Annotated in this window: 16 protein-coding genes; all 16 read right to left on the bottom strand. The window is 34.2% G+C overall.

Going from position 1 to position 15,881, the window contains the following annotated elements; all coding sequences use genetic code 11:
* Positions 1–3: 3 nt before the first annotated feature.
* Positions 4–1,479 (bottom strand): TolC family protein, encoded by a 1,476-nt coding sequence (locus tag ACGLWY_RS03735; RefSeq protein WP_396618320.1) that lies wholly within the window; start codon positions 1,477–1,479, stop codon positions 4–6.
* On the bottom strand, positions 1,460–2,581 hold the full coding sequence (locus ACGLWY_RS03740) for an efflux RND transporter periplasmic adaptor subunit (RefSeq protein WP_396618321.1): 1,122 nt from the start codon (positions 2,579–2,581) through the stop codon (positions 1,460–1,462). The genes ACGLWY_RS03735 and ACGLWY_RS03740 overlap by 20 nt, the downstream gene beginning before the upstream one ends.
* Positions 2,582–2,688: 107 nt before the next feature.
* A complete protein-coding gene (locus ACGLWY_RS03745; RefSeq protein ID WP_396618322.1) occupies positions 2,689–3,933 on the bottom strand; it encodes an ABC transporter permease in 1,245 nt (414 codons plus the stop codon).
* A 2-nt stretch (positions 3,934–3,935) separates the two neighbouring features.
* Positions 3,936–5,165: an ABC transporter permease gene (locus tag ACGLWY_RS03750; RefSeq protein ID WP_396618323.1), complete on the bottom strand. Its 1,230-nt coding sequence runs from the start codon at positions 5,163–5,165 to the stop codon at positions 3,936–3,938.
* Positions 5,158–5,859, bottom strand: a complete 702-nt coding sequence (locus ACGLWY_RS03755; protein WP_396618324.1) for an ABC transporter ATP-binding protein — start codon at positions 5,857–5,859, stop codon at positions 5,158–5,160. The genes ACGLWY_RS03750 and ACGLWY_RS03755 overlap by 8 nt, the downstream gene beginning before the upstream one ends.
* A gap of 84 nt (positions 5,860–5,943) precedes the next feature.
* Positions 5,944–6,162: a hypothetical protein gene (locus ACGLWY_RS03760; protein WP_396618325.1), complete on the bottom strand. Its 219-nt coding sequence runs from the start codon at positions 6,160–6,162 to the stop codon at positions 5,944–5,946.
* 1 nt (position 6,163) lies between these two features.
* Positions 6,164–6,700, bottom strand: a complete 537-nt coding sequence (locus tag ACGLWY_RS03765; protein ID WP_396618326.1) for a DUF420 domain-containing protein — start codon at positions 6,698–6,700, stop codon at positions 6,164–6,166.
* Positions 6,693–7,439 carry an SCO family protein gene (locus ACGLWY_RS03770; RefSeq protein WP_396618327.1) on the bottom strand — a complete coding sequence of 249 codons (747 nt, stop codon included), beginning with the start codon at positions 7,437–7,439 and terminating at the stop codon, positions 6,693–6,695. Before ACGLWY_RS03770 ends, ACGLWY_RS03765 begins: the two co-directional genes overlap by 8 nt.
* Before the next feature lie 180 nt (positions 7,440–7,619).
* Positions 7,620–8,336 (bottom strand): hypothetical protein, encoded by a 717-nt coding sequence (locus tag ACGLWY_RS03775; RefSeq protein WP_396618328.1) that lies wholly within the window; start codon positions 8,334–8,336, stop codon positions 7,620–7,622.
* Positions 8,337–8,518: 182 nt separating this feature from the next.
* A complete protein-coding gene (locus ACGLWY_RS03780) occupies positions 8,519–8,899 on the bottom strand; it encodes a cytochrome C oxidase subunit IV family protein (RefSeq protein WP_396618329.1) in 381 nt (126 codons plus the stop codon).
* Positions 8,900–8,921: 22 nt separating this feature from the next.
* Positions 8,922–9,902 carry a cytochrome c oxidase subunit 3 gene (locus ACGLWY_RS03785; RefSeq protein WP_396618330.1) on the bottom strand — a complete coding sequence of 327 codons (981 nt, stop codon included), beginning with the start codon at positions 9,900–9,902 and terminating at the stop codon, positions 8,922–8,924.
* 46 nt (positions 9,903–9,948) lie between these two features.
* Positions 9,949–10,530, bottom strand: coding sequence for a heme-copper oxidase subunit III (locus ACGLWY_RS03790; RefSeq protein WP_396618331.1), 582 nt, complete (start codon positions 10,528–10,530; stop codon positions 9,949–9,951).
* Positions 10,531–10,532: 2 nt separating this feature from the next.
* On the bottom strand, positions 10,533–11,426 hold the full coding sequence (gene cyoE / locus ACGLWY_RS03795; protein ID WP_396618332.1) for a heme o synthase: 894 nt from the start codon (positions 11,424–11,426) through the stop codon (positions 10,533–10,535).
* A gap of 569 nt (positions 11,427–11,995) precedes the next feature.
* Positions 11,996–14,095 carry a gliding motility protein RemB gene (locus tag ACGLWY_RS03800; protein WP_396618333.1) on the bottom strand — a complete coding sequence of 700 codons (2,100 nt, stop codon included), beginning with the start codon at positions 14,093–14,095 and terminating at the stop codon, positions 11,996–11,998.
* 118 nt (positions 14,096–14,213) lie between these two features.
* Positions 14,214–14,999, bottom strand: coding sequence for an energy transducer TonB (locus tag ACGLWY_RS03805; RefSeq protein WP_396618334.1), 786 nt, complete (start codon positions 14,997–14,999; stop codon positions 14,214–14,216).
* Between the two features lie 125 nt (positions 15,000–15,124).
* Positions 15,125–15,847: an energy transducer TonB gene (locus tag ACGLWY_RS03810; protein WP_396618335.1), complete on the bottom strand. Its 723-nt coding sequence runs from the start codon at positions 15,845–15,847 to the stop codon at positions 15,125–15,127.
* Between the last annotated feature and the right edge of the window lie 34 nt (positions 15,848–15,881).

Consider the following 15,881-nt stretch of genomic DNA (forward strand, 5'->3'; position numbering starts at 1 on the left):
AATTTAATTCATTATTGGAATCCCAAAATAAAATTCAAGGACTTTCAATTTGAAAATATAGTCGTATTTAGTACGAATTACTTCACTTTGTGCTTGTTCATATCTAGCTTGAGATTGACTGTAATCGAACGAATTTAACAATCCAATATTATAGCGTTCTTTGGAATAATCAAAAGCTTGTTGTCTAGACTCCATAGTTTTTAACGCTGCTTCGTAAGCTTTTAACGCACCCTTTGCATCGTTCAAAGCTTGGTACACTTTGGTTTCAAGATCTAAACTTGCCTGTGCTAACTGAATTTTAGAGCGCTGCAAGTTTATACGGCTCCTTTTAACATTGTTCTTGACCGAAAAACCATTGAATATGGGCACTCTTAAATTAAATCCAAATGAATGACCATCATTTAAACTAAATTGGTCAAATACTGAATCTGGCCCACCAATGATAGGTGTAGAAGTAAAATTAGGTGTCACTACCGTTTCTCCTGTATTTTCAACAAAACCAATGGTCGTATTGGTGCCATCTGGAACACGATTTACCCCAATAACTCGATCACTATAAGAAGCTCTGGTATTATAACCGTAGAAACCTGAAAGCGTCGGCTGGAAACTTCCTTTTGCTAATTTTAAATCATATTCGGCTAATTCTATATTTGTTTCAGCAATTTTAATATCATATCTAGTTTCTTTTGCCTTCTCTATGATCCTTTTTGGGGACTCGTTTAATATATCGGTCAATGGCACATCATATTGCACATCAACAATATCAAAATTTTGATAATCATCAATAAGCAATGTTTGAGCTAGACTTATCTTCGATAACAATATCGAATTTTCAATATTCACAATTTGTTGTTCTTGAGAAGCAAGTGTAGCTTTTAGTTCCAAAGCATCACCTTCGGGAATAACTCCAGCATCAATTAACTCAATTGCTCTATTCAAATCTTGTTTTGCTACCTCAAACTGAGCCTTCTGAATCTTTAATTGTTCTTTGTTGAATAATATTTGTAGAAAAGAGTTGGCAACAAATAAAGAAATGTCATCTTTCATATTTGAAAGTTTATATTGACTTGCTAAAATTTCTAGATTCGATTTATGCAACTGATTAATGTTTTTTAAACCTCCATAAATAATTACATTTGAAGACAAACCTAAAGATGAAAATTGCGTTGTTTGGCTTTCTAGTAAACCTGTTGTAATATTTTGATTGAGACCTATGTTCCAAGAATGCGAAGCCGAACCATTTAATGAAGGTATAAAATTACCAATGGCATCACTTTTATTAAGTTCACTTTGTTGTAAATCCAATTCACCTTGTTGTATCGTAATATTATTTTCTAGCGCATGGTTTACACAATCTTCTAATGTCCATTTTTTACTTTGTGAAAAAGAGGCTGTAAAAACCAAAAGTGCTAGTATAAGAAATCTGTTTTTCATTTTAAATGTATAAATAGGCATCATTTTATCTTCCTTGTCCTTCATCTTCATTATCTTTTGAAGCTTTGTTCCACACTTTAATTTTATCGCCTTTTTTAACGCCTTCGGTAATCTCTACGTTGATGCCATCGGACAATCCCAAGGTGACATTTTGCTTTTTATACTTACCTTCACTTTCCAATATTTCAACAAAAGGCTTTTCGGTAATTCGGTTGTATTGTAATAACGCTTCTCTTATAGCTAAAACACTGTCTTTGCTTTCTATATCAATCTCGGCATTGGCGCTGTATCCTGCTCTAATATTGGTGGTTTTATCTAAAGTGACATTGGCTTTAACAGTAAATTGAACAGCACCATTTTCTTCAACACCTCTGGGAGCAACAAAAGTTAGTTTTGCAGGAAATTCTTTTTCGTTGATGGCTCCTAAAATAACTTTTATCTCTTTGCCTTCTTTTAATTTACCAACTTCGGCTTCATCAACTTTACCTTCAAAAATCATGTGACTCATATCGGCAATTATGGCAATGGTTGTTCCTGCATTGAAATTGTTACTTTGAATTACTTGGTCGCCTTCACGCACAGGAATTTCTAAAATAGTTCCTGCAATTTGCGCTATAATATTGGTATTTGCCGAACTTCCGCCAGAAATAGATCCGCGTTTTATAATTTGATAATCGTTTTGTGCTTGGTGGAGCGTTTCCTTAGCTTGATTAAATGCCAATTCGCTGTTTTCAAAATCTTGTTTTGAAATGACGCCTTTTTCAAAAAGTGATTTGTTTCTTTCATATAATACTTTCGCATTATCATACGACAACTTAGTTGAAGAAATGCGGCTGTTGGCACTTACCAAACTTTGCTCGTTGGGAACGACTCGAATCTTTGCTATTAAATCGCCTTTTTTAACCACATCGCCTTCTTCAATAAGAATGTCATCAACAATACCTGAAATCTGAGGTTTTAGCTCAATTTCTTCTTCAGGATTTAGTTTTCCTGTTGCTACCGCCTTGGTGCTTATGGATGTATAAAAAGGTTCTTCAACTTTAAAATCTTCAATGGTCTTAGAGTTCGCGTCTTTAAAATACTTTAATACAAATGCTAATAGTATGATGACAACTAATATTAAACTGATTTTTAATGTTTTGTTCATTTGGTTTTTATTATTGTTTCTGATTTGTCAAATGGTGCTTCTATATCAAGTTTGGTATAAAAAATAATATTAACGTTATAGAAGGTTCATTTGGTTATTGTTATTATTTATTCTTCTCTTAATGCTTCTATTGGTTTTATACTGGTTGCTTTAAATGCTGGAATCAACCCTATTAAAGTGCCTAATGCTACTAATATAACAAGGGCAATAAACACCACCGCTATAGATACCGATGCGTTAACTATGGCGGCATCGGGTCCTTGACCAAAAGCGGCATCCAATCCAATTAGAATCCAACCTCCGGAAATTATTCCAAAAACACCTGCCACCAATGTTAAAAAAATGGCTTCAACTACTATTTGCCTTTTAATTTCAAACGGTGTGGCGCCCAAGGCACGACGTACCCCAATTTCTTTGGTACGTTCCCTTACCGTTATTAATAATATATTCCCAATGGCAAAAACCCCAGCTATGAGGGTAGCGATGCCCACAAACCATGTTAAAAACTGCATACCTATTAAAAACCCCGTAACTTTCGCAAATTCTTTTCCTAGGTTAAAACTTCCAAAGGCACGTGTGTCTTCTGGGTGGATATTATTTAAGTTTTTAAGCAATAATTTTGTGTCTTCTTCAATTTGTTTGATATCGTATTCTGGCTTTCCGGTAATCATCATCCAACCAATTCTATCGCCTTGATTGTATATTTGTTGAAACGTTGTAAATGGAATGTGAATGTCTTGCGATGGTCCCATATTCATATTACTAACTTCAAAAATGCCAATAACCGTAAAGTTTATACCATTAATATCTATATAGTTGCCAATGGCATCTTCACCTTTATCAAACAATTGCTTGTAGGCATCTTCAGATATGACGGCTGTTTTTTTATTATCATCAATATCATTTTGATTGATAAATCTTCCATGAATAAGTTTTTTCTTTTGCAATTGGTCTAGCAACGGATAATCGCCAGCCATTTGAAAACTTCCTGAAAGAAAGTTTCTTGTAACATTTGCTGATTGTTGGCTCCTTGGAAGGACGAACTCGATGCCTTCTACGTTTTTTTTAACTTTTTTGGCATCGGACAATGTTAACCTTACTTGCTTTCCTTCTTGAAACCCTTTGAAAGGTTTGCTGGTATTTTGGCCCCAAACAAATACACTATTGGTTGCAAAACTACCAAATAATCGGTTAAATGAATTTTCCAATCCCCTTGCAGAACCTAACAATCCTATTAATAATAAAATACCCCACCAAACACCTACCATAGTAAGTATTGACCTTAGCTTGTTTTTACTAAAGCTATCAAAAACTTCTTGCCACGTATCTCTTTCAAATAAAAATTTAAACATGCTTAGTCGTTTCTTAATGCTACAATTGGTTTAATTTGTGATGCTTTTTTTGCTGGTAAATAGCCCGCTATAGCACCTGCGGATATCAGTGTAATAGTAGCGCCTATTACCAAACTGTTACTAACTCCTGGGTCTTTAATAAAATAATCTTTTAAAACAGGTTCTGCTAACTCAACAACCCCAACACCTATTAGCAAGCCAACATAACCTGCAATGGCGGTTATTATTATAGATTCTATTAAAATAATGGATATAATTGATTTTGGAGATGCCCCTAATGCTTTACGAATACCTATTTCTTTGGTGCGTTCTTTTACTATAAAAATCATGATATTGCTTATACCAACAATACCAGCTATTAAGGTTCCAAATCCTATTACAAGTATAATAACCGTTAAGCCAAACGTCATTTGGCTAACTGCTTTGGTGCCTTCTGCCATGTTTTGAACCCTTACCGCACGTTGATCGCTACTTGCTACCGAAAACCGTTCTTTAAGTTTTTTGCTAAGTGTATTACTAAACGCTAAAGCTTCGTCATAATTCAATTCTGGATTGTAGGTTAGGTTTATTTGATCTATATAATCATTATTTCCGTATACCTGTTGCGAAGTTGTAACGGGCATATATATGATCCTTTCTTCATAATCGCCTCCATCGTCGGTAAAAATACCAATGACTTTATATGGGATACCACTAAGATTTATATACTTTCCTAAAGCTGTTGTTTTTAAAAATAAATCTTCTTCGATTTTCTTTCCAATAACCACAACTTTGGTTCTATTAATTAAATCGTTTTGGTTTATGTAACGTCCTTCCTGTACTTGGGTTTTTTCTAAAAACTGATGGTCTGGATGAACACCCCTTAAACTGTAACTCCCTTGTTCGTTTCTAAAAGAGGCCTGTATGTTGTTATAGATTCTGGCGGTAATGTATTCTACCTTGTTTCCAAATTCTTCTTTTATATAATTGAAATCTTCGTTCTTGAATTGAATTTGCCTACCTGCCTGAAACCCTTTATTTGCCTTTGTTGTACGACCGGAATTTATAAATATAGAATTGGTAGCATCATCGACAAAAGCTTCGGAAAAAGTGTTTTGTAGCCCGTTGGCGATACCAAAAAGAATGGTGAATAACAAAATAGCAAATGCGACGGTAAACCCAGACAATAAACTTCTGGTTCTATTTTTATTGATACTTTGAAATATTTCTCGCCAAAGGTCTAAATCAAACATACTGTTGGGCTCTTACCTGTGTTACTTTTTTGTCTTCCATAATGACGCCATCGCGTAGGCGTACAATTCGTTTACACATATTGGCAATATCTTCTTCATGCGTTACCATTAAAATGGTTTTACCTTCATCGTTTAATTGCTGAATAAACGCCATAATTTCGTGTGAAGTCGACGAATCTAAAGCACCTGTTGGCTCATCGGCCAATAATAATTTAGGATTTGCAGCTAAGGCTCTGGCGATGGCAACACGTTGGTTCTGACCTCCCGATAATTCTTTCGGTAAATGGTTTGCCCAATTAGCCAACCCTACTTTTTCTAGATGAAACATGGCCAACTCTTGACGTTCTTTACGTTTCATGCCTTGATAGTACAAAGGCAACGCTACATTTTCAAGGGCATTTTTATAATTAATAAGATTGAACGATTGGAAAATGAATCCTAAAAACTTGTTTCTGTAAACAGCTGCTTTCTTTTCGGTAAGATCCTTAATAGGTAATCCGTCTAGAATATAATCTCCAGAATCTGCTTCGTCCAACATCCCTATGATATTTAATAAAGTGGATTTTCCAGAGCCCGAAGACCCCATAATGGCAACCATTTCGCCTTGTTCAACAGCAAGATCAATACCTTTTAATACATGTAAACTGGAATCTCCTATAGGGTAGGATTTGTGTAATTGACGTATTTCTAACATTTTTTTGATTGATTAGGCGCGAAGCTTTATAATTAGACTATCAATACAAAGTAATGTTACATATTACAGACTAAAAACTTTTTATTACTTTTTTAACGTCTTGTATTTCTTATAAATAAAGAAGCCAATACCTCCAATCAAGATGTATGGGATGGCCATTAAATAAACAATCCCATCGTTAATGCCTTCTGCTGCTGTTTGTCCTTCTTCACTTTCTAAAACAGCGCGACACATAGCACATTGGGCATTGGTTTCTAGAAAAAAGAAAAGAGATAAAAGAATTAAGACAACTTTTCGTTTCATTTTAAGCGTAATATGGTGAAATCATAATATAAACAATAACCCCTGTTACCGCAACATATAACCATAACGGAAAGGTGATTTTTGCTATTTTTTTATGCTTTTCTATGTTATTGGTTATCGCTCTAACGTACGTGATTAACACAAACGGAATAATAACAATAGACAGTAAAATATGAGTTAATAAGATGAAATAATACACATATTTAATAGTGCCTTCGCCTCCAAACTCTGTAGAATCACTCGTCATGTGGTAGGCTACGTACATAACCAAAAATAAAGCCGAACACCAAATGGCGGTTGTCATTAAATTTTCATGAAGTACTACATTTTTGTTTTTAATGGCAAAAAAAGCAATTACTAAAATAACAGCTGTCAATCCATTTATAGTAGCATAGATAGGTGGTAAAAAAGATAAAGGTTCTACATTAGGTATTCTTACACCAAATAAAATAGCGACTGCTATTGGTATCACTATCGATAATACTACAATTAATTTATTGTATTTTTTATCGTCTAAAATTTCTTGTTCGTTATTCATTAAGCAATTTTTTAATGTCTTCTTTTAATGCACTAATTTCTTCAGGTGTACCATCATCATCTACTTTTTCAGATTCTGAAACAATCCCTTTGTAGTAAATAATTGGGTTGCCAAACGCATCTTTTCTAGAACGAATAAATCCGTTTTTATCGATTAAAGCAAAATTTCCGGAATGTTCAAAACCTCCTATAGCATCTTCATCTTGTGCTGTGTAAAGATTAAACCCTTCGTTTGACAGTTTATAAATAGCCTCTTTATCACCTGTCATTAAATGCCAATTAGGATTGGTTACGCCATAATGCGCTGCATAGGCTTTAAGAATTTCTGGGGTATCATAGTCTGGATTTATAGTGAAAGATGCCACTCCAAAATTTTCAAATCCTTTAAATGCATTTTGAATCTGAATAAGATTGGCATTCATTCTTGGGCAAATGGTTGGGCAAGTAGTAAAGAAAAATTCAATGACATACACCTTGCCTTCATAATCCTTATTGGTTATGGTTTTTCCATCTTGATTTGTAAAAGAAAATGATGGAACTTTTTTTGCTTCTCCATTAATTTCCATAAAAGCCAAATCGGAAAGTGTTACTTTATTTTCCTTGGAAAAATCACTTCTGCTTTCGTTTCTGATGATATCATTATTAGAAATTCTATCTATAATTTTTGGAATGAAAATAATACCAAAAACGAGAATAATAAATGCTATACCTATATATGAATAATTAGTTTTTTTGCTCATTGTTTTTATATTCAATTCATTAACCCGTAAGGTTTCGACTTTAGTTTATCTTGAGCCTATTCGAAAGGCTACCAATGGTGTGTTTTAAAATTAGGACTTCGACAAGCTCAATCTGACAAACTAAACGTCATTTTATCTTGCTTTTTTTAGAATAAAAATGATACATCAAACTGACACATGCTAGTTATTTTCAGGGTTTAAATCGTTTGCTCTTCTTGTTGAAGAATCAAATTCGCCTTTTCTTATTTGTCTGTATTCTGTAAACAATATACGTAAATCGTCGCTCATCTTATTTTTTATTTCGGCTACTTCAATGCAATTGTAAGTACTCAATATGTAAGAAGGCACTTTCTTTGATATTTCGTTATCCGTTCTGTCATCCAATCGACCTCTTTGGTTTAAATCTTTATCAATTATAAACACATCGTTCGTAGCTAAATCACCAGTTAAACCTGTTTTACTTTTTAAACTAGTAAATACATTTTTAATAGCATCAGGTTCACCAAAAGCAAAATGCCAAAATCTTAAATCTTCATAACCACTAATTTCAGCTTTTAGTTTTTCAACAGCTGTTTCAGTGCCTTTAGGCATCAAAATAACTATTTGAAACTTTTTAAAACCTTTAAATTTATCGTAAACCAATTCCTTTAAATTAGACGCCACAATACTATTATCTATAGGGTTTGACCCTAAAAACCCAAGTATGGTAATGTGGTCTTCCAAAACAATGTTTTCTTCGGAATTTGAATGAAATTGATTAATTTCCAAAACCGATTGGTTTATGATATCAAGCGGCGTATAGTTATGGGTTGCTGGATATAAAAACAGCAAAAAAGTAACAGGAAGAAAGAATAAAATTCCTAAAATCAAATACCGTCCTGCTTTTTTATAATTCATCAAAAACCTGTTTTTTATGTGTGCCTTTTTATTTTCTTAATGGCACATAGAACATTCATATAATTGTTCCCTTGTGTTTCGAAATATCGTTATGAATGTTTCAATTCAAAACGCAAAAATAAAAAAAGGCGGTTTAAAAACCGCCTTTATATATCTATTTAACTATTTTAAATTTTAATTAGTTAAAAATCCCTTTTTATATAACCTTTATCGTATACATTAAAAACGTAGCCACCTTCTTGCAATAAAATAAATATTAAATACAGAATTAAAAAAATAGCCGTCCATACAACCATACGCCTTAATGCTTTGGTTTCATCTCGCATGTGCATAAAATCCCAAGTAATATAATATGCTTTTACTAAAGTAAGTATAATAAATATCCAGTTAAGACCTTTCATTCCTAATACTTGGCCCTTTAAAGATTCTGGTTTGTAAATACCTAATACTACCTCTATAGTGGTAACTATCGTTAAGAAGATTAAAACTCCCCAAATTTTTTGGGTGTTCGATTTAAACTTAATTAAACCTCTAAATATTTCTAATTTATGTGCGTGTGCCATTTTAAACTAATATTTTTACTTATTAAACTAGGTAGAAGAATGTAAATACAAATACCCAAACCAAATCTACAAAGTGCCAGTATAAACCAACTTTTTCAACCATTTCGTAGCTTTTACGTCTTTCGTAAGTTCCCAATACCACATTGAAGAAAATAATGATATTAATTATCACTCCAGAAAATACGTGAAATCCATGAAACCCTGTTATAAAGAAAAAGAAATCAGCAAATAAAGGCGAACCATATTCGTTAACATGTAAATTAGCACCCTCAACCACTACTTTACCATTTTGCTTTAACTGTTTTAAAGATTCTTCTCTAGATAAAACTGTTTTATGACCATGTGCATCTAACAACTGCGTTCTTACCAAAACATTATCATGTGTCTCTAAACCATGCATAACCTCTTCGACGGTATATGTTGGCAAAGTTCCTTCATTTACAAACCAAATACCATCTTTACGCTCTTGTTGTACACGTTCATGCTCTCCTGCAACCACAAAGTCGCGTAATGCTACACGATGACCTTCTGCATCAACAAACTGAAGAATGTTTCCTCCTTTTGTTTGAACAGCACCAAAATCGCCTTTTATAAATGTTGCCCATTCCCAAGCTTGAGATCCAACGAATATCAAACCACCAATAATGGTTAAAAACATATATAGGGTTACTTTCGCTTTATTTAAATGATGACCAGCATCTACCGCCAACACCATGGTTACAGACGACATGATAAGTATGAACGTCATAAACGCCACATAAATCATTGGCAACTCTTGCCCGTGTAAAAATGGTACGTGTGTAAACACCTCATCGGCAATTGGCCATGCATCAATAAATTTAAATCTTGAAAATCCGTAGGCTGCTAAAAAACCTGAAAAGGTCAAAGCATCTGAAACGATGAAAAACCACATCATCATTTTACCATAACTTGCTTTTAAAGGCTCGTTACCTCCTCCCCAAGTTTTAACTTCTGTTCCAGCGTTTGCAACTGTAGTACTCATATATGTTGGTTGTTTTTTAAAAGTTGGACAAAAATAATCAATTTATTTATCTTATAAAATATAAAAATAAAAAGAGATACACCCATAGGATGTCTATAAAATGCCAAAAGGTTGCTGCAAGTTCAAAACCAAGCATTTTTGTTGGTTTATACTTTTGTTTAAAATGATTATAAATTACCACCAATAAACAAACTAGCCCTACAACAACGTGCAAAATATGCACAATTGCTATTAAATAGATGTAAGACATGGTGACATTACTAGTTGGACCCGTGAAATTGTAACCTAAATCAATAATTTGTTGAAAGCCCAAAAATTGATAAAAAACAAAGACAACACCTAAAATAAGCGTGATAAATAACCAAAGCATGGTGGTCTTACTATGGTTGCTTTTTAAAGCCCTTTTGGCTAAAATGAACGACACACTACTCAACATAATTATAATCGTACTGATTATAAAAGCATTAGGCAATTGAAAATCTTTTAACCAATCGGGTCTGGAACTGCTTACTACAAAGGCGCTCGTCCACCCTGCAAACGACATGATAAGCGAAATGATACCAAACCAAAGCATCATTTTTTTTGCTCTGTTATTTTTTTCTTCTAAAGTACCTTGTGTTAAATCCATGGTTATCTTATAAATTTATCTATGACGTAAACTATTTGCACCAATGTTATATATGAAACACTTGCCAGCATCAGCTGTTTAGCTGCTTTTTCGGTCATTTCTTTAAATAATCGAATGGCAAAATATAACATTCCCAAACCTAATATAAAAACCAAAATGGCTGCTACGATAGAAAGTTCTAAACTACCTGTAAAACCAAAAACCGGGATAATAGACACCAAAAGCGTCCAAATAGTGTACATAATGGTTTGTACCGCAGTGCCTTTATCTTGTTTGCCTGTTGGCAACATAAAGAACCCGCCTTTTTTATAATCTTCAAACAAAAACCAACCAATAGCCCAAAAATGGGGAAACTGCCAAAAAAACTGTAAGGCAAACAATGTACCTGGTTCTATACCAAAATCATCGGTTGCCGCTACCCAACCTAGCATAAAAGGAATCGCACCCGGTATCGCTCCAACAAAAACCGACAAAGGAGTTTTCGTTTTTAAGGGTGTATAAACACAGGTGTATAAAAAAATGGATATCGCACCAAACATAGCCGTTTGCTTATTGATGGTGTATAAAATAATAATACCCAATATCGTAAAAATAGATGCAATTATAAATGCGGTGGTTACCGACATCCGACCCGCAGGAATGGGTCTATTCTTGGTACGCTCCATTAAAGCATCCAAATCTTTTTCAATAATTTGATTGAATGCATTGGACGCACCTACCATAAAATAGCCACCAAGTGCCAATAAAACCAAGGTTTTAAAATCGACTGTTTCAACACCCAATAAATAACCTGCAAGCGATGAAAACACCACACTTAATGCCAATCGCATTTTAGTGATTTCCTTAAAATCTGAAATTATAGAAGGTGCTGTTACCGACGTTTTTGAATTGCCCAATAGTATATTTACTTAACCGCTTAATATAGCGAGTGCAAAGATACTTTATTAAAGCATTTTTAGCAATGCTTTTTATTGGTAATTTATTTTGAAAAAAACCTTTTGATTTATTTGGGCGTGCCCTATATCCTGAAACAAGTTCAGGAACTAGGTCGGGCTGTTCATTACAATCTTTTTGCTCGTGCCTCACAAAAAGGATTTTCACTGCCATCCCTCACGCAGGGGGAGATTCAAATGAAAGCTTATATTAAAAACTTAAGATTCCTTAGCATAAAATTTCCAACCGATTAACATTCTAACATTCTCTATATTAATCAAGTGGAAACAGTTTAAAAGTCCTTTACATTTAATTTGTCAGGAGCTTGTCGAAACCTTCTTCTAAAAGCACTTCGACAAGCTCAGTGTGACAAACTTTTTCACCCACTTACTTTTACAATTCCCTTGTCAGACTGAGCCTGTCGAAGTCCAATCCCTAACACCCCGACATACAGCTTCGACAAGTTCCTTTAGATTTGTTTTCATAAATTTAAGAAAGAGAAAGGAAATAAAACGAACTAAAACAAGCTGTGTTAAAAATCAAAATACCAATTAAACAAATCGGTTCTAATTCCAAAGTTAAACCAAACGGTATTGTTTTTAAATGTAGTGACTGTTTCCGCTTCAGGATTAAAATTTCTAACGGTTATATCGGTGAAAATCTTCAAGTTTGATGCTGGGTTTATGACATAACCCGCTTGTAAATTGCCATTAAAGGTTTTTGTTTTGTTGCCTTGCCCTACTTCTACACCGGTATCAAAAGGCCGGTCGTTATAATCTCTATAAATAGCGCCACCATAACTAAAATCATCCGTTCCATCATTAAAATCCAATCCGCGAACTCCAAAAATAAGTTTAGCATCAGCAAACCAGCGTTTATAATGGTAACGCCCAATTAAAATAGCTTCACTAAAGTTGGCTCCCCATAGATGCGCCATTGATTGGTTGTTATGTCCATAATTAAGCACAATAGTATTATGCGAATAGGTATATGGACGCATGCGGTTGTATTCAAACTGTAACAATAAATTTTCAACTTTAAAGGCATTGTAATACTTAAGACCAAGTTGATAGCCATATTTGTTTTTCCAACTTTTTTCGCCTCCTTTTATATCACTTAATGAAAACTCGTCTAAAATAAACTGACTATAAACATTAACGTTATCATTAAACTTATATTTAGCCGAAGCTCCAAGCAATGCATTTCCGGCACCTTGGCCCGTTTCAAATTCAATAGCTCTGTAGAATATAATCGGGTTTAAATAATTCACATCAAAACCTCTATCGTTACTATTGGTCCACAACACCGATTCAAACAATCCGATATTCAATTTTTTGGAAACGTTCCAACTTAAATAGTGATTAGCGATGTATTTGCTTAAAAACGCTTTGTCATTTTCTACTTCTGGACGCACATCTTTTAACCACATCCACGTATTGGTGTACTTTATTTTCCAAAAAGACGTGTTTAATTTTAAAAATGGGTGAGGACTCGCCACATCACTCAATAATAACGAACGATAGCCATCACCTATAAAGTTTTTACCATGCCCGAATTGGATGTTAATAAACTTAGCTGGCTTATACGACAAATAGGCTTCCGCCACGGGATAATCATAAGAATCCGTTTTAAAAAGCTTTGCAATACCACGTCCCGGAATAATAGCCGGATCTGGACCAAAGGCTTTTAAACTTTCGGCATACTCGTTTACATATTGGGCAAATCTGCCTTGGCTTTCAAAAACCGAAGCATAAAAACTTAACTTATCACCTAAACCTCCTTGCACTAAAAACCCACGCGTATTATTATAAGTGGAATTAAAATCGGCATTGGCATCTGTTCCTGTTTCCAAATCAAAAATAGGATCGATGGTAAACCAATAATCATTCCCTTGTAATTGCACCAAATGTTCGTTCCAAAGTTTTCTTCCTACCCAAGTATCAGTTTCCTTTAGCAACTTGCCTTTTTCAGCTTTAAAATCGTAATATCTCGAAACGTCTTCGTAAATAAATGGTTTGGATGCGGTATGACTGTTGGTGCCAACTATATTCATATTCCTGTCAAACCTCGCATAATCACTATGCGTAAACGGTATGTTTAACTGACTGGAATACGCTTTATTTTCGAATGCTTTTAAAGACGTATTCACACTATCAAATTCTGCTTTGGCCTGTTGCTCTAGTTTAGACAGCTCTTTTTCTTTGGTTATATCTTGGGGTATTGCTGTTTGATCAACCAAAGGTATGCGGATGGGAATGGTATATTGCTTATAGGTTTTTCGACCATTGTACGTTGCCGGTGTTACCTTAGGAAATAACGAAAACACCCGTTTTACTTCGGTTTTCAACTCATCGTACATCGCCTCGACATAAAGCACTTTAAATTGTCCCGTCGTATCAACCTCAAAAAGTACAATGACATCCCCTTTATAATGCTCTTTTGTAACTTGTTCAGGCACTTTAAAATTATCGAAAACATGATTGTAAACATTCGTATCAAAACATGTTTGCAGTTTATCTATGGTTAAGCTATCGCAACTAGGAAATACAGGAGGTTTTTCATTATAAGCCTTGTTTTGGGAATACATTGTAAGGCTTGTAAAAAGTAGGAATAGAACAACGAATTGCTTCATGGTTTTTGTTAACTTGGATTTAGAATCGAAAGATACTATATTTTTAATAATCGCTTATTAAAAAAGCCATTATCGAGGATTTGATAACGGCTTTTGGTATTTTTAAGTTATAACTAATCTAATCTTGAACTTGAAATACGATTGGTAAGGTATAAATAACCCCAACATTTTTATCGCGTTGTTTACCTGGAGTCATTTCTGGGATGATATTGATAACACGTTCTGCTTCTTTTTCTAAATCGGGATGCGTTCCCCTAACTTGAATATCGTTAACATGCCCTGTTTTATCAATTTTAAATTGTGTTCGAATGACTTGTTTGCCAGATAAACCTAATTCACTCCCCAAATTAGTATTAAACTTTTTCTGAATTAATTGGGTAATTTTATCGGACATACATTTACGTTTTTCGTCATTTGTTTTTTTCTTTTCACATCCTGGATAAACTGGTACGTGTTCTATAACCTCAAAAGAGACAGGTTCATCATCTACTGGTTTATCTGCCACAGTCATATCTCCAGGATCAAGAGGTTGCACAACTGATATCGTTGGTTTTTCTGGTTTATCAATAAAATCATCGGAAGCTGTATCGGGAACCTCCTTATAATTATCTGTTGACTCATTTGGTTTTTGCTTAACAGGTTCTTCTGAAGCAGTAACTTCGGGTCTAAAAACTGGAACATGCTCAATAAATATTTCGTCTGGTGGCAGCATCTCAACAACCTGAGGAATGGCTTTTTCAAACTTCATCTCTAACAGCCCATAGGCTGTGAGTAAACAAACAATTAAGCCAATTTGAAAATAAAGGCTCGAGTTTTTTCGTAAATTTGCATCATGCTTTTGTGACTTTTTCACGATTTCCCCATTTTGCCGAATGGGTTCGTGAGTTTTCTTTGAATTGCTCATAATAATTATAGTTTAAATGTTAATATTATGATAAAGTCTCAATAAGCGTACCAAAAAAGAAATCCCGTTACAAAATTTGTAACGGGATTTTATATTTTAAAATGCCTTCTTTTATATTAAGAAAATTAATCTTGTACTTGAAAAACGATTGGTAATGAATAGGGTACAGTTACCGCTTTACCACGTTGTTTTCCTGGTTGCATTTTTGGAAGTAATCCAATCACACGAGCAGCTTCTTTTTCTAAACCTGGGTGTGGTGCTCTTGCACGAATACCTGTTACAGTTCCCGTCTTGTCGATTTTAAAGATCACATTAATACGTTGTCTTCCTGACAAACCTAATTCTCCAGCCAAATCGGTGTTGAATTTTTTGTTTACAAACTCCTGTATTTTTTTAGACATACAGTCTCTTTTAGCAGCGTTATCGCCTCCTTCACAACCTGGAAATACCGGTACGTTTTCAATAACAGCAAAAGGAACCTCAACATCTTCTTCAATTGCAGGTGCTACTTTTACAGCTTCTACCTTTACAATTTTTTGTTCTTGATTAGATTCTGTAGATTCTATAACTGTTTCTTCAACTTCAACTTCATCTTCTACAATCTCAATAACTTCTGGAGCTGCTGGTGGCGGTGGCGGTGGTGGCGGAGTTTGTAATTGCTGAGTTAATGGAATTTCTTCTTCTAATTCTTCTTCCATACTTACCATACCTATATCGACATTTGCTTTATCGTATGTTTTGAAATTGATAGCGAAATTTGTTAGAAATAACATTAACGCTAAACCAATAGCGAAATAAAGTGAACTGTTACGTCCAACATTTGCTTTAGGATTTTTTTTAGGTTCCATAATTTTATTGTTTTTCAAGATTGCTAAAATAACT

It is taken from the genome of Mariniflexile sp. HMF6888, assembly GCF_044335535.1.
GTDB lineage: Bacteria > Bacteroidota > Bacteroidia > Flavobacteriales > Flavobacteriaceae > Mariniflexile.

Excerpts from the sequence above, each read along its gene's own strand:
- ACGLWY_RS03735 (WP_396618320.1), bottom strand. The coding sequence starts at position 1,479 with ATGAAGGACAAGGAAGATAAAATGATGCCTATTTATACATTTAAAATG.
- ACGLWY_RS03740 (WP_396618321.1), bottom strand. The coding sequence starts at position 2,581 with ATGAACAAAACATTAAAAATCAGTTTAATATTAGTTGTCATCATACTA.
- ACGLWY_RS03745 (WP_396618322.1), bottom strand. The coding sequence starts at position 3,933 with ATGTTTAAATTTTTATTTGAAAGAGATACGTGGCAAGAAGTTTTTGAT.
- ACGLWY_RS03750 (WP_396618323.1), bottom strand. The coding sequence starts at position 5,165 with ATGTTTGATTTAGACCTTTGGCGAGAAATATTTCAAAGTATCAATAAA.
- ACGLWY_RS03755 (WP_396618324.1), bottom strand. The coding sequence starts at position 5,859 with ATGTTAGAAATACGTCAATTACACAAATCCTACCCTATAGGAGATTCC.
- ACGLWY_RS03760 (WP_396618325.1), bottom strand. The coding sequence starts at position 6,162 with ATGAAACGAAAAGTTGTCTTAATTCTTTTATCTCTTTTCTTTTTTCTA.
- ACGLWY_RS03765 (WP_396618326.1), bottom strand. The coding sequence starts at position 6,700 with ATGAATAACGAACAAGAAATTTTAGACGATAAAAAATACAATAAATTA.
- ACGLWY_RS03770 (WP_396618327.1), bottom strand. The coding sequence starts at position 7,439 with ATGAGCAAAAAAACTAATTATTCATATATAGGTATAGCATTTATTATT.
- ACGLWY_RS03775 (WP_396618328.1), bottom strand. The coding sequence starts at position 8,336 with ATGAATTATAAAAAAGCAGGACGGTATTTGATTTTAGGAATTTTATTC.
- ACGLWY_RS03780 (WP_396618329.1), bottom strand. The coding sequence starts at position 8,899 with ATGGCACACGCACATAAATTAGAAATATTTAGAGGTTTAATTAAGTTT.
- ACGLWY_RS03785 (WP_396618330.1), bottom strand. The coding sequence starts at position 9,902 with ATGAGTACTACAGTTGCAAACGCTGGAACAGAAGTTAAAACTTGGGGA.
- ACGLWY_RS03790 (WP_396618331.1), bottom strand. The coding sequence starts at position 10,530 with ATGGATTTAACACAAGGTACTTTAGAAGAAAAAAATAACAGAGCAAAA.
- ACGLWY_RS03800 (WP_396618333.1), bottom strand. The coding sequence starts at position 14,095 with ATGAAGCAATTCGTTGTTCTATTCCTACTTTTTACAAGCCTTACAATG.
- ACGLWY_RS03805 (WP_396618334.1), bottom strand. The coding sequence starts at position 14,999 with ATGAGCAATTCAAAGAAAACTCACGAACCCATTCGGCAAAATGGGGAA.
- ACGLWY_RS03810 (WP_396618335.1), bottom strand. The coding sequence starts at position 15,847 with ATGGAACCTAAAAAAAATCCTAAAGCAAATGTTGGACGTAACAGTTCA.